The sequence below is a fragment of the Demequina muriae genome (assembly GCF_030418295.1).
Lineage (GTDB): Bacteria > Actinomycetota > Actinomycetes > Actinomycetales > Demequinaceae > Demequina > Demequina muriae.
The window spans coordinates 1,248,611-1,273,924 of record NZ_JAUHQA010000001.1; the positions used below are offsets into that span (position 1 = coordinate 1,248,611).

At 69.3% G+C, this 25,314-nt stretch carries 22 protein-coding genes; 7 read left to right on the top strand and 15 right to left on the bottom strand.

All coding sequences use genetic code 11. The features are described from left to right. Positions 1–206 precede the first annotated feature (206 nt). Positions 207–1,172, top strand: coding sequence for a glycosyltransferase family 2 protein (locus QQX02_RS05830; RefSeq protein ID WP_301141834.1), 966 nt, complete (start codon positions 207–209; stop codon positions 1,170–1,172). Continuing rightward, positions 1,169–2,512, top strand: coding sequence for a polysialyltransferase family glycosyltransferase (locus tag QQX02_RS05835; protein ID WP_301141835.1), 1,344 nt, complete (start codon positions 1,169–1,171; stop codon positions 2,510–2,512). The genes QQX02_RS05830 and QQX02_RS05835 overlap by 4 nt, the downstream gene beginning before the upstream one ends. A 15-nt stretch (positions 2,513–2,527) precedes the next feature. Here the strand turns inward: QQX02_RS05835 and QQX02_RS05840 are convergent, their stop codons facing one another. From QQX02_RS05840 to hisC, 8 genes are all read right to left on the bottom strand, one after another. After that, complete coding sequence (locus tag QQX02_RS05840; protein WP_436968502.1) at positions 2,528–3,403, bottom strand: N-acetylneuraminate synthase family protein; 876 nt, start codon at positions 3,401–3,403, stop codon at positions 2,528–2,530. A 147-nt stretch (positions 3,404–3,550) separates the two neighbouring features. Beyond that, the gene (locus QQX02_RS05845) at positions 3,551–4,780 is read right to left on the bottom strand and encodes a DUF6716 putative glycosyltransferase (protein ID WP_301141836.1); all 1,230 of its coding nucleotides are present in this window, start codon (positions 4,778–4,780) and stop codon (positions 3,551–3,553) included. Then, positions 4,781–5,950, bottom strand: coding sequence for an acylneuraminate cytidylyltransferase (locus tag QQX02_RS05850; protein WP_301141837.1), 1,170 nt, complete (start codon positions 5,948–5,950; stop codon positions 4,781–4,783). Further along, positions 5,947–6,909 (bottom strand): hypothetical protein, encoded by a 963-nt coding sequence (locus QQX02_RS05855; protein ID WP_301141838.1) that lies wholly within the window; start codon positions 6,907–6,909, stop codon positions 5,947–5,949. Before QQX02_RS05855 ends, QQX02_RS05850 begins: the two co-directional genes overlap by 4 nt. Positions 6,910–6,931: 22 nt before the next feature. Beyond that, positions 6,932–7,678, bottom strand: coding sequence for an ABC transporter ATP-binding protein (locus QQX02_RS05860; protein ID WP_301141839.1), 747 nt, complete (start codon positions 7,676–7,678; stop codon positions 6,932–6,934). Beyond that, complete coding sequence (locus tag QQX02_RS05865) at positions 7,665–8,528, bottom strand: ABC transporter permease (protein WP_301141840.1); 864 nt, start codon at positions 8,526–8,528, stop codon at positions 7,665–7,667. The genes QQX02_RS05860 and QQX02_RS05865 overlap by 14 nt, the downstream gene beginning before the upstream one ends. Before the next feature lie 20 nt (positions 8,529–8,548). Further along, on the bottom strand, positions 8,549–9,577 hold the full coding sequence (locus QQX02_RS05870; RefSeq protein ID WP_301141841.1) for a glycosyltransferase family 2 protein: 1,029 nt from the start codon (positions 9,575–9,577) through the stop codon (positions 8,549–8,551). A gap of 101 nt (positions 9,578–9,678) precedes the next feature. Next, positions 9,679–10,746, bottom strand: a complete 1,068-nt coding sequence (gene hisC / locus QQX02_RS05875; protein WP_301141842.1) for a histidinol-phosphate transaminase — start codon at positions 10,744–10,746, stop codon at positions 9,679–9,681. Between the two features lie 35 nt (positions 10,747–10,781). Here hisC and QQX02_RS05880 point away from each other — a divergent pair, with 35 nt between their 5' ends. Continuing rightward, positions 10,782–11,168: a phage holin family protein gene (locus tag QQX02_RS05880; RefSeq protein WP_301141843.1), complete on the top strand. Its 387-nt coding sequence runs from the start codon at positions 10,782–10,784 to the stop codon at positions 11,166–11,168. On the opposite strand, the gene QQX02_RS05885 is transcribed toward QQX02_RS05880, so the two are convergent. Next, entirely contained in the window at positions 11,134–12,729 is a 1,596-nt protein-coding gene (locus QQX02_RS05885; protein ID WP_301141845.1) for a PGAP1-like alpha/beta domain-containing protein, read from the bottom strand. The genes QQX02_RS05880 and QQX02_RS05885 overlap by 35 nt on opposite strands. Further along, positions 12,726–13,019 (bottom strand): hypothetical protein, encoded by a 294-nt coding sequence (locus QQX02_RS05890; RefSeq protein WP_301141846.1) that lies wholly within the window; start codon positions 13,017–13,019, stop codon positions 12,726–12,728. The genes QQX02_RS05885 and QQX02_RS05890 overlap by 4 nt, the downstream gene beginning before the upstream one ends. 95 nt (positions 13,020–13,114) lie before the next feature. Between QQX02_RS05890 and purB the strand changes: the two genes are divergently transcribed. Then, a complete protein-coding gene (gene purB, locus QQX02_RS05895; protein ID WP_301141847.1) occupies positions 13,115–14,548 on the top strand; it encodes an adenylosuccinate lyase in 1,434 nt (477 codons plus the stop codon). 90 nt (positions 14,549–14,638) lie between these two features. Here the strand turns inward: purB and QQX02_RS05900 are convergent, their stop codons facing one another. Continuing rightward, the gene (locus QQX02_RS05900; protein ID WP_301141849.1) at positions 14,639–15,337 is read right to left on the bottom strand and encodes an MOSC domain-containing protein; all 699 of its coding nucleotides are present in this window, start codon (positions 15,335–15,337) and stop codon (positions 14,639–14,641) included. Positions 15,338–15,418: 81 nt separating this feature from the next. On the opposite strand from QQX02_RS05900, the gene QQX02_RS05905 reads away from it, so the two are divergent. Together QQX02_RS05905 and QQX02_RS05910 are read left to right on the top strand one after the other, a co-directional pair. Beyond that, positions 15,419–16,246, top strand: coding sequence for a CPBP family intramembrane glutamic endopeptidase (locus QQX02_RS05905; RefSeq protein ID WP_301143668.1), 828 nt, complete (start codon positions 15,419–15,421; stop codon positions 16,244–16,246). A 29-nt stretch (positions 16,247–16,275) separates the two neighbouring features. Next, positions 16,276–18,750, top strand: a complete 2,475-nt coding sequence (locus tag QQX02_RS05910; protein WP_301141850.1) for a lysylphosphatidylglycerol synthase transmembrane domain-containing protein — start codon at positions 16,276–16,278, stop codon at positions 18,748–18,750. Between the two features lie 206 nt (positions 18,751–18,956). On the opposite strand, the gene QQX02_RS05915 is transcribed toward QQX02_RS05910, so the two are convergent. From QQX02_RS05915 to QQX02_RS05930, 4 genes are read right to left on the bottom strand one after another with little or no spacing between them, the layout of a single operon-like run. Beyond that, positions 18,957–19,799 carry an ATP-binding cassette domain-containing protein gene (locus QQX02_RS05915; protein ID WP_301141851.1) on the bottom strand — a complete coding sequence of 281 codons (843 nt, stop codon included), beginning with the start codon at positions 19,797–19,799 and terminating at the stop codon, positions 18,957–18,959. Beyond that, complete coding sequence (locus tag QQX02_RS05920; RefSeq protein WP_301141852.1) at positions 19,796–21,703, bottom strand: dipeptide/oligopeptide/nickel ABC transporter permease/ATP-binding protein; 1,908 nt, start codon at positions 21,701–21,703, stop codon at positions 19,796–19,798. The genes QQX02_RS05915 and QQX02_RS05920 overlap by 4 nt, the downstream gene beginning before the upstream one ends. Next, a complete protein-coding gene (locus tag QQX02_RS05925) occupies positions 21,700–22,641 on the bottom strand; it encodes an ABC transporter permease (RefSeq protein WP_301141853.1) in 942 nt (313 codons plus the stop codon). The genes QQX02_RS05920 and QQX02_RS05925 overlap by 4 nt, the downstream gene beginning before the upstream one ends. A gap of 60 nt (positions 22,642–22,701) precedes the next feature. After that, positions 22,702–24,243: an ABC transporter substrate-binding protein gene (locus QQX02_RS05930; protein ID WP_301141854.1), complete on the bottom strand. Its 1,542-nt coding sequence runs from the start codon at positions 24,241–24,243 to the stop codon at positions 22,702–22,704. A gap of 258 nt (positions 24,244–24,501) precedes the next feature. Between QQX02_RS05930 and QQX02_RS05935 the strand changes: the two genes are divergently transcribed. Beyond that, a complete protein-coding gene (locus QQX02_RS05935) occupies positions 24,502–25,293 on the top strand; it encodes a coniferyl-alcohol dehydrogenase (RefSeq protein ID WP_301141855.1) in 792 nt (263 codons plus the stop codon). Positions 25,294–25,314 lie beyond the last annotated feature (21 nt).

The window sequence follows — 25,314 nt, forward strand, 5'->3', positions numbered from 1 at the left end:
GCACGTGACCGATGCGACTCGGCGATGCGCGCGGACGCAGACGGTCGTCACATTACGCGAAGTCGCGTGACAGGTGGGGCCAGTGTGACAGAAGTAACGCGCTCACGCCGGGCTTGATGGCGGTTCGTCCCACTCGGGCCCTGGTCCCGCCCCGCATAGGATGGTCCAGGCCGGTCGCCCTGCCTCATCACCCTCAGGAGTTCGTCGTGCACACCGTCAGCGTGATCGTCCCCATGTACAACGCTGAGGACTTCCTGCCCACGTGCGTCGAGGTCATGCGGCTCAACCAGGCCGAGGGCACCCAGTTCATCGTCGTGGACGACCACTCGACGGACGCGACACCGCACATCCTCGACGAGGCCCGCCGACGCATGCCCGAGCTCACGGTGGTGCGCAACGACTCCAACCTGGGCGTGGCCCGTTCGCGCAACATCGCACTGGACCTCGCCGACGGCCGGTACCTCACCTACCTCGACGTCGACGACTGGTACGCGCCCGGCCACCTGAGCGCGCTGGTGAGAGCGATCCAGGAACTCGAGGTCGACTTCGTTCGCACCGATCACGTGCGCGTCGACCGGTCACGACGCACGCTCGAGCGAGCGCCCGATGCGCGGAGGGGCCAGGCGATGCCTGCCGAGTCCGGCATCGGCCCCGCTGGGACTCGCTCCATGGTCGACTACCCGTTCCTGTGGGCGGGGATCTACGACACGACTCGGCTGTCTCGCGACCTGTTCCTCTTCGACGAGCGCCTGCGCACGGCTGCCGACCGGCCCTGGTTCTGGCGGCTCTACATGCAGGCAGAGACCACGGCGGTGGTCGACCTCCACGGCTACTTCTACCGCAAGGACCACAACCCGACCGCCCTCACGCAGGCAGGCAACGCCCACACGCTCCACTTCCTCGACGCCTCCGGCGTGGTCCGCGACATCGTGATTCCCACGGGACGCGAGGACTGGATCACCAAGGCCGCCGCCGCGGCGGCACGCATCTGCGCCTTTCACGTCGCCCGGCGGGCGCGCCTGTCGCCGCCGCTGCAGACGGAGCTGTTCGACCGCTCGTCGTCGCTCCTCGCGTCCTACCCCCACGACCTGATGGATGATGCCCTGCGCACCCTGTCGATGTCCGAGCGCATCATCGCCCGAGCACTGACGGCGAAAGGTCGAGCCTCATGACGACGATTGCCGTGACTGCCTCCATGCTCTCGGCGGCGATCGTCGCCGCCGCAGTGGACGAGGATCTCCTTCCCGGGCGCCGCGTGCTCGTCACCGTGAACGAGGCCGCGATACCAGAGGTCATGGCGGGAGTGGCCGATGCCCCAGGATTCGAGTCGCTCGCCTCGCGATTCGACGCCGTGCTCGACCTCAACGAGGCCGTCGCCCCTCACCTCCCGGGGTCGGTGGTCGCTGGCGACTCGCACGCGAGGGCCGCACGCGCACGCCTGGCCGAGATGGCCGGCGGACCGGTCTCGCGACTCGTGCTGGCGTCGCTGGACAGCGAGGTGTCGATGACGCTCGCGCGCATGTTCCCCGAGGCGCGCATCGACCTGGTGGTCGATCGACTCGTCGCCTACGGACCCACACCCCGGTCGATCCCCCGCAGCGTCACGGAGCGCGTGGAGCGCGTGGTCCACGCGGACCTCGTCCCCGGGGCGCAGCCACGACAGCTGGTGGAGTTCGGCGTCGAGACTGTGACCGTGGGGTCGCCAGCGATTCGCACGGTGATCGCCGGCCTCGCGGGCAGCCAGGCGCCGACTCCCGGCGACGAAGCCTTGATCCTCGGCGAGCGCTGGGGGGATGCGGGCGTCCTGACCGGTGACGAGGAAGACCGGCTGCACACACGCATGGTGGACGCCGCGGCAGATGCCGGCCACCACGCCATCGCATTCAGGCCGCACCCCCACGCGCGACCGACGTTCCCGGCGGCGATCGTCGCGCGCGCGGCGGAGCGATCCCTGGACTTCCGACTGATGGCGACTGCCGATCCTGTCGAGGTGTTCTACGCGCGCACCCCACCGAGCGCCGTCATCGGCTGCTCCTCCACCGCCCTCGCCACCGCATCGGCCATCTTCGGGCTGCCAGCCTTCAGCGTTGGCACCGCAGACGTCGCTCGCGCGATCACCACGCCCGACGATCCCTCTCGAGTCGCCCTCGCCCTGACGCGCGCCACCGTCTCCAGCCTGGATGACGGCCAGCATCCGCCGCTCGACGTTCCGGTGGCGGCCTTCCTCGACGTGGTCGTCGATCAGATGCGACCCGACGTTCTCCGTCGCGCGGACGCGGCCGCCCATGCCGTCGTCTCGCAGTGCGCAGGGGCCGACGACTTCCTCGTCCCGCCGTCCTCCGGTCCGCGTGCTCCTTCGCGCCACCGCCCCCAGGTCACCGGCGCACGTCGCCTCCTGGGGCGCGTGGGCGCATCGGGCGCAGGCCGACGCCTCCGCAGCGCCCGCAACGTGCTCGCGGCCCTCGGGTTCAGCGCGCGCCTCCGCACGGCCTCGTCACGGCGTCGCGACTGAGCGACGGGTCGCGCGTCAGCCGTCGACGCGACGCAGCTTGCTGAGCGGGGCCAGCTCTCCCGGGAACACCTTCTTGACTCCATCGCCCAGCGCGGTCTCGATGATGCGGATGTCGCGGCACAGCGAGATCAGGCCCTTGGGCTCGAGCGACGCCGCGTGGTCGGAGCCCCACATGGTGCGGTCGAGCGTGATGTGCCGCTCCACCGCCACCGCGCCGAGCGCCACGGCCGCGATCGAGATCTGGAGACCCGGCTCGTGCCCCGAGTAGCCCACGGGAACGCCGTAGCGGTCCTTGAGGGTCTGGATCATGCGCAGGTTGGCCTCCTCGGGAGGCAGCGGGTACGTCGAGGTCGCGTGCAGGATGATCAGGTTGTCCTTGCCGAGCGTCTCCACCGCCGTGTCGATCTGCTCGATGGTCGACATCCCCGTCGACAGAATCACGGGCTTGCCGGTCGCCTTGATCTTGCGCAGCATCCCCAGGTCCGTCACAGACGCGGAGGCGATCTTGTACGCGACCGCGTCCATGCCCTCCAGGAAGTCAACGCTCGGCTCGTCCCACGGCGAGGCGAACCATACGACGCCCTTCTCCTTGCAGTACGCGTCGATCTCCGAGTACTCGTCCTGCTCGAACTCGACCTTGTAGCGGTACTCGAGGTACGTCATGGTGCCCCACGGCGTCTCACGCGGGGTCGACTTCATGTGCTCGGGCGTCGCGATCTCCGGGGTCCGCTTCTGGAACTTCACGGCCTGCGCGCCCGCCTCGACCGCGACGTCGATGAGCTTCTTGGCGTTGCCGACATCGCCGTTGTGGTTGAGGCCGATCTCCGCGATCACGTAGACGGGGTGGCCGTCACCGATCTGGACGTCGCCGATCTTCACTGCGTCAGACACTGAGATTCCTTTCGGGGTTGAGCGACGGCTCGGGTCGGTGCCCGCTCGCCACACATGCGCCTCGAACGCGCCTGCTGGCCACCACTGCACCATGGCGGCTGCGGGGCTGTCGCCTCCGCCATCCTAACGCCCGGCGATCGCGGCGCCTCATGGACGACGCCCCACGACGATCTGCCAGCCGGCAACGATGGCGGCAGCGATCCACGTCGCGGGACGGCGCCACCACACGTCACGGGACCCCAGGGCGGTGCGCCGACGTGCCGCGCGGTGCAGCGCCCTTCGATCACCCTGTCCGTCAGCGCGGCATGCACGTGCACTGCCGTCCGCGGCGTCCTCGAGCGCGCGGAGCCAGTCATTCGCTGCGGGCTCGTGGAAGTAGTTGTCTCGCACCCACTCATCGCGGGGCCACCTGAAGTCGAGCCGTTCAAGGTCGTCGAACGACCCCGACAGTCCCGAGCCCTCGAACACCACGTTGATGTTCTCGACGCTGACGCCGAAGTCGTCGAGGCACAGAGCGGGGATGCCGGACGCAATGGCCTCCAGCACGGCTGTCGAACTGACGGTCACGAGAGCGGCGCCGGGCTCGAGGTAGTCGCGCATCGGCCCGTAGCCCACGGTGAGGTTCTCCGGCCCGCCCCCGAGCGCCTCCAGGATCTGGGGGTACGGTCGGATGTCGCGATGCGTCTGCTCCTCGCCCTGCCTGCCGCGCTCCTTGATCACCACGGCGACCTCGGGGTGGGCACGCGCCACCGTGACGAGCGCCGTGACCATCGCCTGACGCTGCTCGACAGTGACAGGCACGAGCGCCTGCGAGGCGAACACCACGGTCTGCACTGGCTCCCGGTACGGCTCTGCGAGCACGGGCCCCAGGCTTGCGAGGGCATATCCCGAAGGCCCCCCGGTGGTCTGGGACAGCTCGGCGGCGGCCCGGCGCTCGCGCTGAGAGTGCACCACCATGACGTCCACGCCCTGCCGCAGGCGCAATCCCAGCGCCGTCGGTGGCATCCAGATCCCCGGGATCCCGCACACGGTCACGGGGGGACGTGCGACCTCCTGCGACAGCACCCGCACCACCAGTTCGACGAGCGGTCCCCGACATGCGAGCAGGAGCGCTTCGGGGGGGTCTGCCACCAGCTGTCGCTGAACGTCGCTGAACGACACCACCTCCGGGGCCTCGGGCCACCGTCCGTCGACAGCCGCCGATACCTGCTCGCTGCTGGGCGTCACCGCGGAGTCGACGATCACCAGCCTGACATCCCACGACTCCTGCGCCTCGAGCGCGCGGGTCACACCCCACTTGAGGTACGAGTCGGCATCGGCGAGCACCCACATGCGTCGCTTCGCACGGGGCACCTCAGGTGGCAGCGGCTGCGCCACTCAACGCGCCTTGAGAATCATCTCGGCGAGCTCCCTCACTGCGCCCGCCCCGCCCGGCTTCGTCAGCACCAGGCGCGCGTGCGCCGCCACGGCGGCACCCGCCTCGGGCACGACGACCGGCCAGCCCACGATCTCCAGGCACTCGATGTCGTTGACGTCGTTGCCCACGTACGCCACGCGGTCGAGGGCGATGCCCCGCTGCGCGCACCAGTCCCGCAGTGCCGTGGCCTTGCGATCGATGCCCTGCAGCACCTCGACACCGAGCTTCGCGCCGCGAGCCGCCACCACCGGGTTGCGCTCCTTCGACAGGATCAGCATCGGCAGGCCAGCCTCACGCAGCATGCCGATCCCCATGCCGTCGGACCGGCTGACGCGCACCGACTCGACACCGTTCTGATCCACCGAGACCAGGTCATCCGTGTGGACGCCGTCGAAGTCCATGACGAGAGCGTCGACCTCGAGCGTTCGCGCGGGCGCGCCAGCGGTCCCCGCGGCCAGCCTGCGCGCCACCTCCAGCTCGTCCGGAGTGTCGATCTCGACCGCGGTCGCCTCGGGCACCTGCTCGAGGCCCACGCGTCCGAAGAACCGGAAGCGGGCATCCTGGAAGCCGTCGACGCGCATCACGTAGAAGGCGCCCGTCTCCTGGAAGTGGGGCTCCCGGTCCTGACGACGCGGGCGGAAGGAGTGATCGTGGTTGACGCCTTCGGCACCGTCGTGGCCGCGGCGCCACAGGAAGGCGTACGTCTCGAACGCGGAGAACACCACGTCATCCGCACCGTCGAGCACCCGACGGGTCGCGCGTTCGAGAGCCTCCGAGTCGATGAAGGGACTGGTCGCCTGCAGGAACGCGAGCACGCGCGGGGCACGGCCCGTGGTCGACGTGATCGCGTCGAGCGCGTGAAGCAGGGCGTCCTCGGACGTCGCCGTGTCCGTGGCCAACGAGGCGGGCCGATCGATCACCTCGGCTCCGTACTGCCGGGCGACGGCAGCGATGTCCGCGTCATCGGTCGAGACGTATGCGGCGCCGATGCTGGGGGCCGCCAGCGCCGCGAGGATGGCGCGGCCGACGAGGGGCACGCCCCCGACGGGCGCGACGTTCTTGCCGGGGACCCCCTTCGAGCCGCCGCGGGCGGGGATGATCGCTACTGCCTGGGGGTGCTCGTGAGTCACGACGGGTCGTCCTCCTGGATCGCTTCGATCATCGCCTTCATCGTCGGTGACGCGGACTCCGACCACCACTGCGGGGGAATGCCGCGCACCTCCAGGTCCACCTCGGGCGGCAGCACCGCGCGCAGGGTCGCGACCACGCTGGACGGCATCGTCACGACGCTCCCCACGCTAGCCGAGGCAGCCCCGAGCAACACCTCGATGGGAAGGCCCGCGTCGAGGACGTCCACACCGGGGATCGCAGCGATCTCGTCGAGCCACGGGCCGTGCTCGCGCCGATGCGGCACATAGGTGAGGTCGCCCTGCGCTGCGCGGTCGCGCAGCCACGCGAGATATGGCGTGGGCAGGAGATGCCCGTCCGGCACGAGAGCCGCGCCCACGATCACCGTCGGACGCAGGGCCGCCGCCTCGTCGAGCCGCACCCCCCGAACCCAGTCATACGTGTTGCGCGAGATGCGCCCGCCGAGCTTCGCCAGCTCCCGGAACGGCGCCCGGTCGGCGTACGCGGTGAAGACCTCGACTCGTCCCTTCACAAGACCCGTGCGAAGGCGGTGCGTCGCGATCCTGCCCAGCACGCGCATCGGCCATCCCTCGTCGATGCCTGGCCGTTGCAGCGCCTGATCGCGTGCCAGCTGCTCGCCGAGCGCCAGCATGATCGAGCCATCGTCGACCAGCACGCTGCGACGTGCTCCGGCCATGGCGATCACCGCCCGCACCTGGCCGGAGTAGGCGTCTCCGACGATCCGTCGCGACGCCGCTGCGAACGGCGACAGCATCGCCGAGCGGCCGTCGGGCCGCACCGTGACGCCCGTGGGGAGGTGAGGCTCGAGGAGGGTCGCCGCACGGGTCAGCGACTCCGAGCCTCCGCGTGCATGGATCACCATCGACGCCTGCTGCGCATGGGCGTACTCGACCGCATTGAGGATCTGGAGCGGGGACTCCACCCATGCCTGGAGCGTCATGCGAGAGGTTCTCTCGCGACCGTCACTTGGATGCCTGGTAGGCGGATACCACTTCTTGCGGGTCGCCGTCCATCTTCAGATTGCCGTGGTCGATCCAGATGACGCGGGTGCAGGTGTCCAGGATCGATCTCATCGAGTGGCTCACGAGGAACACCGTGCCCGCCTGCTCGCGCAGATCACGAATGCGCTGTTCGCTCTTCTGGCGGAAGGCCTTGTCGCCCACCGCGAGCGCCTCGTCCACCAGCAGCACCTGATGGTCCCGAGATACCGCGATCGAGAACCGCAGCCGGGCCTGCATGCCCGACGAGTACGTCTTCATCGGCAGGTCGATGAACTCCTCGAGCCCCGAGAACTCGACGATCTGATCGTAGAGCTCGCGGATCTCCTTGGGCTTGTGCCCCAGCGCGAGGCCGCCGAGCATCACGTTCTTCTCACCCGAAAGATCAGAGATGAGGGCGGCGTTGACACCGAGCAGCGCCGGCCTGCTGGCCGCGTATACCGCTCCCGAGGTCGCGGAGGTGAGACCCGCGATGGCCCGCATGAGCGTGGACTTGCCCGAACCGTTGTGGCCGATCACGCCGATCGACTCGCCCTCACGAGCGACGAACGACACGCCCTTGAGTGCGTGAACGATCCGGACGCCGCGCTGCCGCGTCATCAGGGCGCGCTGACTGCGTGCCGTCTTGCCGGAGGCGAAGGCCTTGTAGTCGACATGGAGATCGTCGACCACCACCGTCAGTTCGCCGGTCTCGTGCTCAGTCCCGTCCATAGCGCTCCTCCGCTCTCCAGAAGAACACCACTCCGACCAGGAAGGTGACGACGGCGCCGGCGGTGACGACGATCCAGCCCGGCGTCCCCAAGGGGTCGGATCCCGACACCGTGAATTGCCTCACGAGCGTGATGTAGCCGTGGACGGGATTCAGCTGAGCGACGGCGAGGATGCCGGGGCGGTCCTCGAGCACCGCCTCAAGCGAGTAGAAGATGCCACTGGAGTAGAACAGCACTCGGGTCACGAGGGGGATGATCTGCGTGACGTCGCGCACATGGACGGTGAGCCGGGCGGCGATGAGGGCGACGCCTGTGTTGAACAGCGTCATGAGCACCATGACTGGAATGACCAGCAGCCATGCCCACGTCACCGGCTCGCCGAAGATCAGCAGGATCGCACCCATCACGATGAGCATGGGGATGAGCTCGAACACCTGCTGAATGATCTTCGCGATCGGCAGCAGCATGCGCGGGAAGCTCATGCTGCGCACCAGCGAGGAGTTTGAGGTGATCGACTTGGCCCCCGCGCTGAAGGACTTCGAGAAGAACTCGAAGATGAAGATCCCGACTACGAGGAACGGGATGAAATTGACCCCAGGTCGTGTGTCGCGAGAGAGGATCAGCCCAAAGATGGTCCCGAAGATCACTGCCAACAGGATGGGTCGCAGCACGATCCAGCCGAGACCGAGCCGGTTCTCGCCCAAGGACGCCTCGATGCGGAACCGGGCGAGCAGGATCGCGAAGTGACGGGTGGCCCACAGGTCCTTCAGGTAAGCCCAGATGGGAGGCCGTGCGCCTACGCGCTCAAGGCCCGCCTCGCGGGCGAGCGCGCTGTAGTCGTTCTGAGTCACCCTGCTCCTTCACGCAGCCGTCATCGCCCGTGAAACCCACTGAGGCCGCGGCGCGGACTGACCAAACCTAGCAAACAGCCGGCTCCCCAGGACACCTGGGTCAGCGGGATCACCGCGAACAGGCGCAGCCGGGCGGACCGATCCAGGTCGCCGGGCGCCAGCGCGGCGGCGGCCACCCAGAGCGCATAGGCCGACACGGGAGCGATCGCGATGACGAGCGCCACGACGCGCGCGGCTCCCGACAGCGCCGGCGAGACCACCGCGGCGATGAGCGCAGCGGCCAAGCCGAGCACGAACACGGGCGGCACCAGGTACCTGAGTGAGACGCGGCCCGGCATGCGCCTCATCAGCTCGCCGCGCCAGCGCCCCGAGGCGAGAAACTGCCGTGACAGGGTCCGCACCGTCGAACGCGGCCGATAGACGACCTCGATCTCGGGGACGAACCACACCTCGCCGCCGTCGGCGCGCAAGCGCTGGTTGAGTTCCCAGTCCTCGCCGCGCGACAAACTCTCGTCGAACCCGCCCACCTTGAGCACCGCGTTGCGACGGAACACACCCAGGTACGCGGACTCCGCCGGCCCGGGCTCCCCGCCGACGTGATAGATCCCCCCGCCGAGCCCGGCGCGCGAGTTGTATGCCCAGGCGACCGCGCGCTGGAACGGCGTCAGCCCCTCGGCCTTCATGCGGCCGCCCGCGTTGATGGCCCCCGACTCGTGCAGCGCCGCCACCATGATGCGGGTGTACGAGGGCGGGAGCACGGAGTGCGCGTCCACCCTCACCACCACGTCACGAGTCGCGGCCTCGAAGCCGAGGTTCATGGCGATGGAGATGCCGTTGCGAGGGTTCTCGATGACAGTGATCTCGGGGTGCCGTGCGGCGAGCTCGTCGATGATCGCGTTGGTGCCGTCCGTCGACGCGCCGCGCACGAGGAAGATCTCGGGATCGGTGACGCCCTCCTGCGCGAGGATGCTCTCGACCGTCGCCCTGACGTAGCGCTCCTCGTTCAGCACGGGCACGACGTAGGACACCGTCACAGCGTCCTTACCCACCACGTGCACCTCGCGAAGATCGGAGAATGGGCCGTATCGCTTGCCCGTCGAACGTTACGAATTCTAGGTGATGAGGAACGACGGGACGAGCGGCCGCCCCGTCACAGGCGCTCGAGCGCGGCCAGCAGAGCGTCGTTCTCGTCGCGCGTGCCGATCGTGACGCGCATCCCTTCGCCCGCGAACGGTCGCACGAGGATCGCAGGTTCGAGAGCCGCGAGCGCGTGGGCGACCTCACCCGTGCGCTGGCCCGCGGGGAGCCAGACGAAGTTGCCCTGCGCATCGGGCACGTCCCAGCCCGACTCGCGGAGCGCATCGGCCACGCGGGCGCGCTCGGCGACCACCGTCTCCACGCGCTCCATCAGCTCGTCGCGTGCGTCGAGCGAGACGAGGGCCGCGACCTGAGCCGGGGCGGAGACCGAGAACGGCGTGACGCAGGACTTGACCGGGGCGATCAGTTCCTCTGCGCCGGCGACGTACCCGACGCGAAGCGCCGCCAGCCCGTATGCCTTGGAGAACGTGCGGGCGATGAGCAGGTTCGGGTGACGGGAGAGAGCTGCCAGGCCATCCACCGCATGGGCATCGCGCACGAACTCCACGTACGCCTCATCGAGCACCACCAGGACGCGCCGAGGGACCGTGGCCATGAGGCGTTCGAACTCCTCGAGGCGCACCGCCGGGCCGGTGGGGTTGTTCGGCGAGCACAGCACCAGCACCCGGGTGGCGTCGGTGACAGCCGCCGCCATGGCGTCGAGGTCGTGGCGTGCCTCGGACGTGAGCGGAACCGTCACCGCGGTCGCCCCCGTGATGGCGGTCAGGATCGGGTACGCCTCGAAGCTGCGCCACGGGAAGATCACCTCGTCGCCCGGACCCGTGTAGGCCTGCAGCACGTGCTGGAGCGCGGCGACGGAACCGCCGCCGACAGCCACGGACGCCGCGCTGAGCCCCAGATGAGCGCCGATGCGTTCATGCAGCTCGACCGCGAACATGTCGGGGTAGCGGTGCGCCACCTCGCCGGCGCCAGCGATGGCCGCAGCCACCATCGGCAGCGGGGGATACGGGGTCTCGTTGGACGAGAGCTTGACCGGCGGCAGTCGATCCGCGTCGCCACGCGCGCCGGGAACGTACGTGGGGAGCGCGGCGATGGCTGGCCGAGGGCGGGGGAGGTCCATGTGCCCAGCATGGCAGGTGTGCCAGACTCGTTGCCATGAAATTCCTCGCCCGTGTCGCGGCCACCGCCGTCGCCGTCTGGATCACGTCGCTGCTGCCCCTCGATGTCGAGGTCTCCGGAGGAGAGGCCGAGTGGTGGACGCGCGCCCTGGTCTACCTGGGAATCGGCGCGGTGATCGTGCTGCTGAACCAGATCATCAAGCCCATCCTGTCGGTGCTCGCACTGCCCATCACGATCCTCACGCTCGGCCTGTTCGCCCTGGTGATCAGCTGGTTCATCCTCTGGCTCACCGCGTGGATCTCGGAGCAGGTGGACTTCATGACCCTGTCCATCGGAGGCTTCTGGCAGACCCTGTTCGCGGCGCTGGTCATCAGCATCGTCACCGCGATCATGAGCGCCATCCTGGGAGCGCGCCGGGACTGACCTCCCGGTTCCGAGGGTCCCGCGGCCGCCGCACGGACGGCGGCGTGCCGAACCGCTCCGTGAACGTGGGCGCAAACTCGCGGCTCGTGGCGATCCCCCCGCCCACGAACGCCGCGGCGCCCATCCTCCACGCCGCCATCGAGGCGTGGGTCGACGCATCGGCCGCCCGGCCCGCCTCGACATACGAGGGCACCGCGTGGGCCCCGGCGAGCCCCCGTCCCGCACTGGCGACCGCCGCGTCCGTCGCCGTACGCAGGTCCGCGACGACGGTCGTGATGTGGGGCGCGTCGGGAGTGGCCCTCGCGTCGAGCTGATGCACCACCTCCTGCTCGCTCGACAGGTGCAGGTACTGGATGTCGTCCCGATGCGCGATGCGGTCCGTGGGGGATCCGGCCGTCACGACGTGCGTGACCCGGAACTCATCGCTCGCGTCGGCCGCAAGGGTGGTGGCGACCATTCCGCCCTGGCTGTGGCCGACCAGCATCACCGGCTCGTGAGGCAGCACGCCCGCCGCGCGCATCGCGTCGCGCACCAGGCGCGCGGTGTCGGTGTCGCCTCCCGTCACGGCCACCGCATTCGTGCGGTTGTCGAAGGGTGAGGCGGCGGTGACGGAGAAGTCCTGCGTGCCCGGGATCCGGACCACGTGGGAGCGGGAGCCGTCCGGATGCGCGATCGTCTCGACGGCCACGACCCCATCGCCGCCGATCTGCAGGGGGTCGATCCCGGCGATCAGGTCCGCTACCCCCGTCGGTGCGGGGCGCCTGGCGGTGCTGCCGATGCGCGGGACCGCCCCGGAGTACACGGGCTCGTTCCCGATGCGTTCCAGCAGTCCCAGCACCGCGGCCAGCGAGCCTGCGGTCATCTCGTAGCCGGTGGGCACGGGGTCACGGGGGACGTCGAGCGCGCGGAGCAGCGGCCCGACGGACCGCCCGTTGAGGTAGCCGGTCGTGGGCGGAGGGGCGTCCGGCAGCAGCGCGGCAGCCGCCGCCTCCGCCCCCTCGGCGCTCAGCGTCAGGCTCGTCGCGCCGGATGTCCACGCCAGGCCGGCACGCTGGCCCGTCGCCGTCAGGGCATCGCCGATGCGGCCGCTCAGGTGAGCGGCCGCGCCCATCGCCATCGCACTGGTCGCCATGAGGGCGCCGTACTGCACCCGAGCGGGGAACACCGCCGTCTGCACCAGGTCGGTCACCGCTCGTCCCCACCACTCGCCGTCACCGATGCGCTGGCGAGCGCCAGCCTCGGCCTCCTCGTAGGCGCGCGCGACGGCGGCCAGCCGTACCGCCGAATCGGCGATCTCCGCCGCGACGGACACCGCGCCGCCGGTGCCGTGAAGAGCGTCGCCCACCCCCGCATGGGCGCTCCCGAGGGCTGCCCGCAGCGCCGGAACCGCATCGGGCAGCGCCCGCTCCAGCCAGTAGGCGGCCATCCGCAACTGGTGCGCCGCCTCGTCCACCTCGGCCACAGCGTGCTCGAGCGTCCCGCTGGCGCGGGCGATGTCCTCGGTGAGGGCGGCGTGACCCCCCGCCCCTCCGCCGACGGCGATGGGCGGCGGCTCCGTCATGAGTGGCCGTGCATCCACGCCAGGGTGCGGGCGCGGTGCCAGTCTTCGCGACACCAGTCGACGGCGACCGTCAGACGCCGCACCCGCACCTCCACCTCCGCCAGCTCCGAGCGGTACTGCGCAGCGGCGACGGACACCCAGTCGAGGTCCTGCGCCTGAGCCAGAGACCCGAGCGCGCGACCCAGAGCCGCGTACGCCTCGTCCAGCGGGTGAATCGGCAGCAGGAGGGCGGGCGGCTGCACGGTGCCGCCCGACGCGGTGCCTTCCCACGACGCGGCGAGCTCGGTCATGGCGTGACGGTAGAGCCGCGACGAGCGCCGTCGCAGGGGCGCCGCCCGGAGGTTGTGGACAGCGGCCGGGCCCGCGCGGGTGTGCGCGTGGAACAATGGTCGCCGTGACCGCCTGGAATCCCTCCGCCCTCGTGTCCTTCGCCGACGTGGAGCCCGCCATCGCGCTGGGGCCCCTCGACGGCCGCTACCGTCCCGTCGCAGCGCCGCTCGTCGACCACCTCTCGGAGCCGGCACTCAACCGTGCGCGCCTCCACGTCGAGGTCGAGTGGTTCATCCACCTGTGCGAGACCGGCGCCGTGCCCGGCGCGCGCGAGCTCACCGATGACGAGACGTCGCTGCTGCGCGCGATCCCCGCCGACTTCGACGCCGCCGGCATCGCCGAGCACGCGGAGATCGAGAAGGTCACGGTCCACGACGTCAAGGCGATCGAGTACTACATCAAGCGCCGCCTCGACGGGACGTCGCTCGCGCCGCTGAGCGAGCTCGTGCACTTCGCGTGCACCTCCGAGGACATCAACAACCTGTCCTACGCCCTCATGGTCAAGGGCGCCGTCAAGCAGGTGTGGACGCCCGCGGCCGCCGCCCTCGTCGACGACATCGCCACCCTGGCGCGCCTGGCCAAGGCGGTGCCGATGCTCTCGCGCACCCACGGCCAGACCGCCACGCCGACCACGCTCGGCAAGGAGCTCGCGGTGCTGGCCCACCGCCTCACGCGCCAGCTCGCGCGCATCGGCCGTCAGGAGTACCTGGGCAAGATCAACGGTGCGACCGGCACGTTCGGCGCCCACACCGCCGCCGTGCCGCAGACGGACTGGATCGACGTGTCGCGCACCTTCGTCGAGGGCCTGGGGCTCACGTGGAACCCCCTCACCACGCAGATCGAGAGCCACGACTGGCAGGCCGAGCTGTACGCCGACCTCGCGCGGTTCGGCCGGGTGCTGCACAACCTCGCCACCGACGTCTGGACCTACATCTCGCTGGGCTACTTCGCCCAGGCCGCCGCGAAGGGGTCCATCGGCTCCAGCGCGATGCCGCACAAGATCAACCCCATCCGCTTCGAGAACGCGGAGGCCAACCTCGAGATCTCCGCAGCACTGTTCGACACCCTCGGCGCCACGCTGGTGACCTCCCGCCTGCAGCGCGACCTCACGGACTCGACGTCGCAGCGGAACATCGGCGTCGCGTTCGGCCACTCGCTGCTCGCGATCGACAACGTGCGCCGCGGCCTCACCACCCTGTCGGTGAACGAGGCGGCGCTGGCGGCGGACCTGGACGCGTCGTGGGAGGTGCTCGCGGAGCCCATCCAGTCGGCGATGCGCGCGGCGGCCGTCGCGGGCGTGCCGGGCATGGACAACCCGTACGAGCGGCTCAAGGACCTCACGCGCGGCCAGACCATCGACGCGGCGGCGATCCAGGAGTTCGTAGGCTCCCTGCCGCTGCCGGCCGACACCGCCGCGCGCCTGTCAGCGCTCACGCCGGGCTCCTACGTGGGGCTCGCCGAGCGGCTGGTCGACGAGTACCTGGGCTAGTCCCTGCGCGAGGCCTGCTCCCTGGCAGTGCATGAGCGCACGATCTCGGCCCCATCGTCACGTGGTGCACTCACACGGCGCAGCGAAGGACTAGGGCAGCGCCACCACGTCGCCCACGGCGATCCGCCCCGGCGTGACCACGTCCAGATAGATCGCGACGCGCATGTCGCGCTGATCGCCGAGCGGCTTGAGCCACCGCGTGCGCGTCTCGACGCCGTCCTGCGCCAGATCGATGGTGCGGCAGCGCTCGATGCGTCCGGTGGGCCGCAGCACCACCTCGCCGATGCGCACGTCGCCTGACCAGCCCTCCTCCTCGAACGGCTCCGAGGTCGCGACCACGATGTTGGGACGCAGGCGGCGCGCGTCAGCGTCCGCACCAAGCTCGCGAGCGCACCACTCCAGGGTCGCGGTGCCGATAAGCGACACGGAGCCGTCGTCGAAGTGAGGCACGTCGTCCTCGGGGGCGACGGTGACGGCGGCACTCAGGTCCAGGCTCAGCGCACGGTCGAGCGCCGGGTCTCCCACCACCCAGGTGCCGCTAGGCCCAGAGACCTCGACCCCCGCATCGGCCGTCCGGGCGCTGTAGGCGAAGATGCCGTCGCGCCGCACCAGGCGCTTGGTGTTCTTGCCCGAGGCGAGGCGGGCCTCAGCATCCCGCACGGCGTAGCCGCGGTCGCCCACGAGCCCACGCGGGTCGAGCTCGACGGTCGCCAGCGCCTCGCCGCCCATCGACTTCACGGGATAGCGGCGCAGTGCGGTCACCTGCGGTGCGCTGACGGTCACGGGCATGCCGCCAGGCTATCCGGCCGATGCGGGTGGCACCTCGGCGGGCACTCGCGCGGGCGATCGCTCGTTAGGGTGAGCGTGACCATGGACGACCACGCCGCCGCGCCCGCGACCCCAACGAACCCGGCCCCCGCATCGGCCGTCGCCGTGCCCAGCCGCCGCAGGCTGCGCGCCGAGGTGCTCATCGTGCTCGGGCTGTCGCTCGGCTACTACGCGATCACCGCGGCCCTGCGACTGATCGAGCGCTACCTCGCGGAGCCGTCGATCGGTCAGCAGTCCACGCAGCTGAACCCGTCGCGTTCGGACATCGACTACCTCGATCTGATCCAGCAGGTGGTGCGCCAGTTCTACCTGCTGATGCCCGTCGCCCTGGTGCTGTTCCTGCTGAGCGCCGGGGGCAAGAGCGCGCTGCGCCGGCTCGGCATCACGGGGCACGAGCACTCTGCGTGGCGAGACCTCGGGATGGGGCTGGTGCTGGCCGCGGCCATCGGCCTGCCGGGCCTCGTGCTCTACGCGGTGGGGCGCGCGATCGGCCAGACCGTGAGGATCGACACCTCCGGGCTTCCCGATGCGTGGTGGACGGCGACGATCCTGCTGTTCTCGGCGGCCGTCGCGGGCGTGCTCGAGGAGACGATCGCCGTGGGCTACCTCGTCACCCGGCTCAAGGAGATGCGGTGGTCGGCGACCGGGGCAATCCTCGCATCGGCCCTGCTTCGCGGCGCGTACCACCTGTACCAGGGCTGGCCCATGGCGCTCGGCAACGTCGTGATGGGAGTGGTGTTCGCGTGGTACTTCCATCGCACCGGCAGGCTCGGCCCGCTCATCATCGCCCACTGGACACTCGACGCCGTGTCGTTCATCGGGCCAGAGCTCGTGCCTGAGGAATGGCTCGTGGAGCTCGGCGTCGCGTGATCGCGCGAGCCGACTCATAGACTCGCCCCATGGCCGCGGACACCTCGACGCAGGAGACTCCTGTGCCCGACCCGCTGGCCGGCGTCACGATCCACGATGAGCCCGAGACCAGGGTCCATCGCGTCGCGGACCTGATCGCCGCGATCGGCACCACGGTGGGCATCGTGCTGGTGCTGCTGCTCGGGGCGTACAGCCTCGAGACCACCCAGGGATTCACCGAGGACGTGCGCGGCATCTCGCGCCTGCTGCAGCGGCTGCTGGTCGCTCCGGTCAACATCTTCTCGGGCGTGGTGACGCTCATTGTGCCCGCCGCAGTCATCATCGATCTGGCGGTCCGTCGCGAGCCTCGCCGCATCCTCGAGGTGCTGGGCGCGGCCGTGCTGGCGTTCATCGCCACCGTGGTCGCGGTCATCACCACCCAGGAGTTCGGGGCCGACGAGCTGGTCGCCAGCCTCTCGGTGCGGTCAGATGGCGAGTTCGTCATCCAGCTGCCGGCGTATCTGGCGGCCGTCTCGGCGATGCTGACCGCCGCGGGGCTGCGGACTACGCGCCGGGTGCTCTCGGTGTCGTGGACCCTGCTGTGGATCGCGGCCGCGGTCGGCATCATCTCCGGCATCGTCACGCTGCCCGCCGCGATCACCGTGGTGCTCATCGGCCGGGTGACGGGGCTGGTGCTGCGCTGGGCGCTGGGCTCGACAGCGGACCGCGCGTACGGGGAGTCGTTGGTCGACGGCATCCGCCGCGCGGGCTTCGAGCCACGGACCCTGCTGAGGGCCGATGCGCGGGGAGCCTACGAGCCGACCGACGTCGACGCGGTCTCGGCGGCAGTGGGCCGCACGCGTTCGGGGCGGGTCTACTCCCTCACCACGGTCGAAGGGCACCACCTCATCGTCAACGCGCTCGACGGTGACCAGCACACGGCAGGCTTCCTGGCCAAGCTGTGGGCGACGGTCCGGTTCCGGGGCATCGACACCCGCGCCGAGGTGAGCCTGCGCCACACCGCCGAGTCCACCGCGCTCGCCTCGCACGCGGCCCGCACGGCCGGCGTCCGCACCGCGCGCGTGCTCGGCATGAGCCAGGCGCGCGACACGATGATCACCGTCTACCAGCGGCCCGTGGCCTCGCACGCCTTGTGCGACATGGAGGCCGAGGACGTCACCGACGAGATCCTTGACGCGATCTGGGGCGAGGTGACTCGCGCTCACGATGCCGGCATCGCGCATCGGGCACTCAGTGCGCAGACCATTCTCGTGGGCGACGACGAGGCGACGGGGGAGCCGATGGTGTGGCTCACCACGTGGGAGATGGGCGAGGTCGCAGCGGGTCGGCTGTCCCGCCGGCTCGACGACGTCCAGGTCCTCGCGGCGACCGCGACCCTGGTGGGTGCCGGCCGTGCCGTCGCCGCGGCCTTCCGCGCCCTCGACGAGGACGTGCTCGAGCAGGTCGCGCCGCTGCTGCAGTCCATCGTGCTGCCGCGCGAGACCCGCCAGGCGGTCAGGTCGCACGACAAGCTGCTGCAGCAGCTCCGGACCCTGATCGTGCAGCGCATCCCGCACGCCAGCACAGACCAGCAGAACATCGCGAGGTTCGGATGGCGCACCGTGCTGACCTTCGGCGCCGCCGTCATCGCGGGAGGCATCGTGCTGGCGGGCTTCAACGCCCAAGAGGTCGTGTCCGCGCTGCGGGAGTCGAACCCCTGGTGGATCGGCGGGGCGTTCCTGTGGTCGCTGCTCACGTTCGTGGGCGCCGCGATGGCCATGCTCGCGTTCTCGCCCATCCGACTGCCGTGGTTCCGCGTGGTGCTGGTGCAGGTGGCCGCCGCGTACGTGGCGCTCGCGGTGCCTGCAGGCGTGGGCCCGGCGGCGCTCAACCTGCGCACGCTCACCAAGCGACGGGTCGCGGGCCCGATCGCCGTCGCCACCGTGGCGCTGGTGCAGGTGAGCGCGATCGTGGTGACCGTGGTGGGCCTGCTGGTGCTCACCCTCATCACCGGGTCTGAAGGAACGCTCGCCGCGCTGCCGTCCACGGCGGTGCTGATCGGCGTCTTCTCCGTGGCCGTCGTGGTCGCCCTCGCCCTACTGGTGCCCGCGGTGCGGCGGTGGGCCGCGGCAAAGCTGATGCCGCCGCTGCGCCAGACGTGGCCGCGCCTGGTGCAGGTGCTGGGCCAGCCGGGACGCCTGCTCCTCGGCCTGGGCGGCAACTTCGTCCAAACCGCGGCGTACGTGGGCGCCTTCTACTGCACCCTGCAGGCCTTCGGCCAGGAGCTCGCCGTCATCGACGTCGCGGTGCTGTTCTTCCTCTCCAACGCAGCGGGCGCGATCGTGCCCACGCCCGGTGGCCTGGGCGCCGTCGAGGCCGCGCTCATCGCCGGTCTGTTCTCGGCAGGAATCTCGCTGCCCGTCGCGACGCCGGTCGTGGTGATCTACCGACTGATCACCTACTGGGCTCGCGTCCCCATGGGCTACGCGGCCCTCAAGTTCCTGCAGCGCAAGGGCGAGCTGTAGTTCCTGCACGTCCGCGCTCGCCGCGCCCGCCGCACTGGCCGCACCGCAGATAGTCGTCCTGACCTCCTCCGAGCTTCCCTCGCCTCCTGCGTTGTCGTCGTGCCCACGGCACCCTCACGCGGAAGGGCCCGGCCCCGAGCGCGACGACGGAGACGTCGGCCGTCATGCGCGGCGGGCGCTACGTAGGACCGCCTTCCGAGAAGGTGTCAGGTGGACGCGGCGGCCTGCTCCCGTCGGAGCTCTTGACGCCGCTCACGACGCTCGCGCTGCGTGTCGGGATCCGCGGTGGGCGAGGCGAAGAGCAGGTTCTGTGTGTACTCGTGCTCAGGATTGCTCGTGACGTCGGCCGCCTTCCCGGTCTCGACCAGTTCGCCCTGGTACATCACCGCGATCCGGTGGCTGATGTGGCGCACCACCTGCAGGTCGTGCGTGATGAACAGATACGCGACGCCTGTCTCTCGCTGAATATCGATGAGCAGGTCGAGCACTCGCGCCTGAGTAGTGAGGTCGAGGGCGGAGACCGGCTCGTCACACACGATGAGACGTGGGCTCAATGCGAGCGCGCGCGCAATGGCGACGCGTTGACGCTGGCCGCCGCTGAACTCCCGTGGGTAGCGCTCAGCGGAGTCGGCGGGGAGGCCCACCTTGTCCAGCAGAGCCGCCACCGTAGCTCGCGCATCCTTGTTCGTCTCGCCTTGAGCGATGAGCGGCTCGGCGAGCGTCTCCGAGATCTGGAGCGCCGGGTTCAGAGAGGAGTACGGATCCTGGAACACCACCTGGATGTCCCGCGCGAGGTCCCGGCGGGCCTTCGGGGTCTCGTGAGTGATGTCGCGGCCGTCAAAGGAGATCGAGCCTCCCGTGGGCTTCGCGAGCCCAAGCACGGCGCGGCCCAGAGTGGTCTTCCCGGAGCCGGACTCGCCAACGAGGCCGAGCGTCTCTCCAGGCGCGATGTCGAGCGACACCCCACGCAGCACCTCAGGTGAGGTGGCGAAGAGGCCACGCCGCGGGTAGCGGAGACGCAGATCGGAGACAGTGAGCAGCGGGTTCATCGTGCACCTCCCAGAGGCGAGACTCGCGGGGTCAACGGTGGCGGGTCCTCGCGCACGGACTCCTCATCCAGGATCGCCGAGATCAGCTCCTGGGTGTACGGGTGGGAAGGTGTGCGCAGGATCGTGCGGACGTCACCGACCTCGACGATCTTGCCGTTGGACATGACCGCCACACGGTCGCACAGGTCGGCAACGACGCCGAAGTTGTGCGTCACCATCAGCACGCCCATGCCGTATTCGCTCTGCAGACTGCGCAACAGGTCGAGGATCTCGGCCTGGACGGTCACGTCGAGAGCCGTGGTGGGCTCATCAGCGATCAGCAGTTTGGGTCGGCTGGCCACCGCTCCCGCGATGAGCACGCGCTGCGCCATACCGCCCGAGATCTGGTGGGGGTACGAGGCGAATACCCGCGGCGGGTCCGCGATCCCCACGCGGTCGAGCAGCTCGAGGATCATGGTCTTCGCCTCGCGGCGTGACATGCCTGCCTTGAGCGGCTCCACCAGCTGGTTGCCGATCGTAAACGACGGATCGAGGTTGGACATGGGCTCCTGCGGAATGTAGGAGATCACGCCGCTGCGCACGCGACGCATCTCCGCGCCCGACAGGCCCGCCAGCGACGTCCCCCCGAGCGTGAGCGCATCAGCCTCGACATAGGCCTCGGGCGGCAGCAGCCCGAGGATCGAGAACGCGGTCTGCGTCTTGCCCGACCCGGACTCGCCCACGAGCCCCACGACCTCTCCTGTGTCGACATGGAGGGACACGCCATCCACGACGAACTTGTGGCTGCCATCCACCTGGGGGTAGCCGACCTTGAGGTTGGTGACGTTGAGCAGGTCCGTGCGGCCTCTTGGTTCAGGGGCCGATGCGCTCTCGGCTCGCTCCTTGGCGGTCGCTTGCGGTGCCGCGTCAGTCTGATTCGCGCTGTCCCGCTCGTAGCCGCGATCCATCTGCGAGGTGCTCGCCTCGCTTGCCTCGGCCGCCGCACTCTGCTCGCGCTGACGCTTGCGCTTGCGCTTGGAGAGCTCTTGCGGCCCTGCCAGTGCGTCGCGATAGGCGTTGCCGAGCAGAATGATGGATCCGATGAGCATCGCCAGCAGCGCTGACGGCCACACCAACTGCTCGGGGTAGAGGTAGATATTTGCGAAGGCATCGTTGGTCATTGATCCGAAGCTGGGGACGAGCGGCGAGCCCAGGCCGAGGAAGGCCAGACCCGCCTGGATGCCGATGGCAGAGCTCGCGAGGAAGGCGATCGAGATGATGATCGGGCCGCGGACGACGTAGAGCACGTGGCGCGACAGGATTCGCCGGTTGGACAGGCCCGCCACGCGGGCGGCGTCGACGTAGAGCTCGTTGCGCACTCCGACGACCATGTTTCGTACGAGCCGATACGTGCCTGGGGCGAGGAAGATGCCGAAGATCACCATCATGACCTGATAGGAGCCGCCAGTGATGGGCGACAGCACCAGCACTAGCACGAGCGCCGGGAAGGTCATGAGGAGGTTGAAGGCCCACGAGGTGATCGCGTCCGTCTTCTTGCCGACGTAGCCCGCGATGAGCCCGAACGTCGTTCCCAGAGCGATGGCCACGCCGGCGCCGATGGCGCCTGACACCAGCGAGACATTGATCGACGAGATGAGGCGAGCAAGGATGTCGCGCCCGTACTGATCGCCGCCCATCGGGTAGCCGGGCGTCCCCACCGGGGCGTTGATGGCGTCCAGCGATGCGAAGTTGGGGTCATGCTCAGCGAGGAGTGGGCCCAACTGCCCGAGGATGATGACAGCCACGAGCACGCCCAGAGATCCTGCGCCGAGAGGATTCTTCAGGAGGCGGCGACCTGCGCCGGCGCGCTTCTTGGTGCTGGGCGCCGTTCGGGGTGCGCCGGGCGTGAGGGGGGAGTTTGTCATGAGACACGTGCCTTCGGGTTGAGCCAGCCGCTGACGAGATCGACTGTGAGGTTCACGACGACCACGAGGATGACGCTGAAGAGGGTCAGCCCGAGCATGACCGGCAGGTCGCCCTGGATCGTCGCGGCGTAGCCGTAGCTGCCGTAGCCCGGCAGCGCGAAGATCTTCTCGACGAAGAGCGCGGCGCCGAACAGGCTGATGAAGAGCAGTGAGAACGTGGTGAATGCCGGACCTGAGGCGTTGCGGAGGGCGTGGCGCAGGAGGATCGACCGTTCCGACACTCCACGGCTGCGCAGAGTGCGGATGTAGTCCTTGCCAAGCTCATCGATCATCGAGCCGCGGATCTGTGACGACAGCGACGCGATGCCTCCCACGGAGAGCACCGTCGCGGGAAGGATGATGGAGGACAACCACTCGGACGGCGACTCGCTGAACGGGGTGTAGCCGACGGCGGGGAACCACTGAAGGTTGATGGCGAAGATGAAGACCATCACGATGCCCAGGATGATCGCGGGGAAGACGTACGAGATCGTGGAGATCGCCTGGATGATCCGGTCGACGAACCCGCGCCGAGACGCGGCGAGCACGCCCAGGATGACGCTGACAACCAGCGTGATCAGCATCGCCAGCACCACGACTGACAGCGTCGCCGGCAACCTGCTCGCCATCGCCTCGCCCACGGGTTCGCTGGAGAAGTACGAGCGGCCGAACTCCCCTTGGAACACTCCGGACATCCAGCTCGTGTACTGCTCCATGATCGGCCGGTCCAGGCCGAGCTGAGCATTGATGGTCGCGATCTGCTCGGCTGTGGCGTTGGGGCCCGCGAGGTTGATGGCGACCGGCACGCTCGCGGCGTGCGTGAGGAAGAAAGTCATCGCAGTCACGATGAAGATGAGGACGAGGCCGGAACCGAACCTCTTGAGGATGAAGATCAACATGCGATGCCTTCCTTGGGGGTGCAGGGCGCGAGCCCTGCACCCCCGTTCGGATGGTCTGCCTTAAGAGGCCGGCTGCCAGGCGAGAAGGGAGCCGTCCGCGACGACGGGCGGGGTGTAGGCGACCTCGTTCGAAGAGACCCAGATTCCAGTCGAGGCGTTCACCGGTGCGAACCAGGCCTCGTCCACGAAGTACTCGTTGACCGCACCGAACCACTCTCCGTGCTCGTCGAGAGGCGCGGCGTTGGCGGTGGCGAGGAGCTCCTCGAGCTCGGGCGTGGTGGTCGCCTGCGGGTTGAACGAACCGGAGAGCACCTGTGCCACGTCCTTGGCATCGCTGCCTGAGTAGCCGTTGTAGAACCAGAACATGCCGTACGTGCCCTCGTAGAGCTTCGCGTACAGGTCCTGGAACGGCACGGACTCGTACTCGACGGTGATGCCGATGTCCGATAGCTGCTGAGCGATGGTCGTGTCAAACGTCTGCGACAGCACCGTGCTGGGCATGGTCACCGAGAATCCGTCGCCGTAGCCGGCCTCGTCCATGAGTGTGCGCGCCGCCTCCAGGTCGTACGCGTAGACCTCGTCCAGCGCCGGGTCATAGGCCTCACCCACGGGGTTGGCAATCTGCGCGGTGGCGGAGCCGACTCCGGGAACCAACTTCTCAGCGATGGTCTGGCGGTCGATCGCCAGGTTGATCGCCTGACGGACACGAACGTCCGCGAGCGCGGGAACCACGGAGCCCTCGCGATCGGTGAGGAACAGGCCACCGAGCGCCTGAGGGTTGCCCTCGCCGGTGGTGAAGTCGCTCTCCGGGAACTGCGAGACCAGGTCAGGTGACTGGAGCGTCATGAAGTCGAGCTGGCCGGTCTTCATGGCGTTCTGCTGCGCGGTCGGATCCTCGATCACGGCCACGTTGACCGTGGGGAACGCGTAAGCATCGGCATTCCAGTGATCCTCGTTCCTGATGAGTTCATAGGTGGCGCCCACGGTGGTGCCCTCCGCGCTGAGCACATAGGGGCCCGAACCCACGGGATTCAGCTTCGCCTCATCGGTTCCGAGCAGGCTGGGCGCGGAGATGACGCCCGGCGTTCCAGCCAGCTGGTAGATCAGCGCGGCGTCGGGGCGTGACAGGTTGAGCACCACGGTCGTCTCATCGGGGGTCTCGACCGACTCGATGGTGGCGAGCTGGCCCGCGCTGCCGGGGCCGACTCGGGACGCTTCCAGAGAAGCGGCCACGGCGGCTGCATCGAGAGGCTCGTCGTTAGTGAACGCCTGGCCCTGGCGGATGTAGAAGGTGAGTGTGAGCCCGTCGTCGGACATCTCCCACGATTCGGCGATCGACGGAATCAGCTCGCCGGCGAGTCCCTGGGTGACGAGTCGGTCGTACACACCCAGATAGATCGTGGTGTCGCCGCCGGTGAAGTTGCCGACGGAGAGATCGGCGGTCGGGGCCTGGACGGACAGGTTCAGCTCTTGCTTGGTCGGTGCGGCGGGGTCGCCGGTCGCACCATTCTCGCTGGTGCCGCTGTCGCTTGAACACGCGGCCAAGGCGAGCGACGCTGCTACAGCAGCCGCCGCGAGCCGGAGGGCATTTCTCTGGTGCATCAGGACTCCTTTGTCTGTGCCACGGCTCACTCGCCGCGCCAATTGCGGGCCCCCCAGCGGCGGCCCGTTGCGCATCACTACTTCCAGCGATACTGTCACGCGTCAACGTCTGATTGTCACGCGTCAACTGATGGTAGACGACCATTGGCTCCCGTGTCCAGCGGGCGATTCGCTCCAAGGTGACACGCGTCAATTTCCGCGGCTATAGTCCGAGACAGACACGATGTCGGGCGCCCCGCCCGGCCAGAAGGGACGGTCATGGACTTCACTGAATACAAGGACAAGCGCGTGGTCGTGACGGGGTGCTCCTCCGGGATCGGGAGGGCGACCACCGCCGCACTGCTGGGCTACGGCGCCCAGGTGATCGGCATGAGCCGGCGCGAGACGGACCTGCCCGTTGACGCGTTCGTCCAACTCGACCTTGCCTCGCCGGACTCGATCGACGCGGCCGCGGAGGCCGTCGGTGGCGACGTCGACGCACTGTTCAACTGTGCTGGCGCGCCACCGCTGCTGCCGTCGATCGATCTCATGCGCGTGAACTTCCTCGGCCCGCGCATGCTCACTGACCGGATCCTCGAGTCCATTGGCGCCGGCGGCGCCATTGCTAGCGTCGCGTCCAGCAACGGGTCCGGCTGGCGCCGCAACCTGGCGATGCTGCAGGAGTTCCTTGCCGTCACGGACTACGAGGGCGGTGCCGAGTGGTACGCCGCGAACGAGGAGCGGGCGGGACACGGCTATCCGTTCAGCAAGGAAGCGACCATCCTGTGGACCCTCAACAGCGCGGAACCCCTCGCGGGACGCGGAGTCCGCATCAACTGCACCAGTCCGGGAGCAGTCGAGACGCCCCTGCTCGAGGCCACGGCACTGGCCCTTCCCGCCGAACTCCTCGCCGCTGTGGAGCGCCCGAGCGGGCGCCGGTCCGCAGTGGACGAGCAGGTGGGGCCACTGCTGTTCCTGAACAGCGCCGCGGCTTCGTACATCACCGGCGCAGACCTGCCCACGGATGGCGGCAACCGCGCGACCCAGGCGGTCACCGGCTCCCTCTGGTAGGTGCAGGCCCGGGCGCGCTCG

Excerpts from the sequence above, each read along its gene's own strand:
- QQX02_RS05835 (WP_301141835.1), top strand. The coding sequence starts at position 1,169 with ATGACGACGATTGCCGTGACTGCCTCCATGCTCTCGGCGGCGATCGTC.
- QQX02_RS05855 (WP_301141838.1), bottom strand. The coding sequence starts at position 6,909 with ATGACGCTCCAGGCATGGGTGGAGTCCCCGCTCCAGATCCTCAATGCG.
- QQX02_RS05860 (WP_301141839.1), bottom strand. The coding sequence starts at position 7,678 with ATGGACGGGACTGAGCACGAGACCGGCGAACTGACGGTGGTGGTCGAC.
- hisC (WP_301141842.1), bottom strand. The coding sequence starts at position 10,746 with ATGGACCTCCCCCGCCCTCGGCCAGCCATCGCCGCGCTCCCCACGTAC.
- QQX02_RS05880 (WP_301141843.1), top strand. The coding sequence starts at position 10,782 with ATGAAATTCCTCGCCCGTGTCGCGGCCACCGCCGTCGCCGTCTGGATC.
- QQX02_RS05885 (WP_301141845.1), bottom strand. The coding sequence starts at position 12,729 with ATGACGGAGCCGCCGCCCATCGCCGTCGGCGGAGGGGCGGGGGGTCAC.
- QQX02_RS05890 (WP_301141846.1), bottom strand. The coding sequence starts at position 13,019 with ATGACCGAGCTCGCCGCGTCGTGGGAAGGCACCGCGTCGGGCGGCACC.
- purB (WP_301141847.1), top strand. The coding sequence starts at position 13,115 with ATGGTCGCCGTGACCGCCTGGAATCCCTCCGCCCTCGTGTCCTTCGCC.
- QQX02_RS05900 (WP_301141849.1), bottom strand. The coding sequence starts at position 15,337 with ATGCCCGTGACCGTCAGCGCACCGCAGGTGACCGCACTGCGCCGCTAT.
- QQX02_RS05905 (WP_301143668.1), top strand. The coding sequence starts at position 15,419 with ATGGACGACCACGCCGCCGCGCCCGCGACCCCAACGAACCCGGCCCCC.
- QQX02_RS05910 (WP_301141850.1), top strand. The coding sequence starts at position 16,276 with ATGGCCGCGGACACCTCGACGCAGGAGACTCCTGTGCCCGACCCGCTG.
- QQX02_RS05915 (WP_301141851.1), bottom strand. The coding sequence starts at position 19,799 with ATGAACCCGCTGCTCACTGTCTCCGATCTGCGTCTCCGCTACCCGCGG.
- QQX02_RS05920 (WP_301141852.1), bottom strand. The coding sequence starts at position 21,703 with ATGACAAACTCCCCCCTCACGCCCGGCGCACCCCGAACGGCGCCCAGC.
- QQX02_RS05925 (WP_301141853.1), bottom strand. The coding sequence starts at position 22,641 with ATGTTGATCTTCATCCTCAAGAGGTTCGGTTCCGGCCTCGTCCTCATC.
- QQX02_RS05930 (WP_301141854.1), bottom strand. The coding sequence starts at position 24,243 with ATGCACCAGAGAAATGCCCTCCGGCTCGCGGCGGCTGCTGTAGCAGCG.
- QQX02_RS05935 (WP_301141855.1), top strand. The coding sequence starts at position 24,502 with ATGGACTTCACTGAATACAAGGACAAGCGCGTGGTCGTGACGGGGTGC.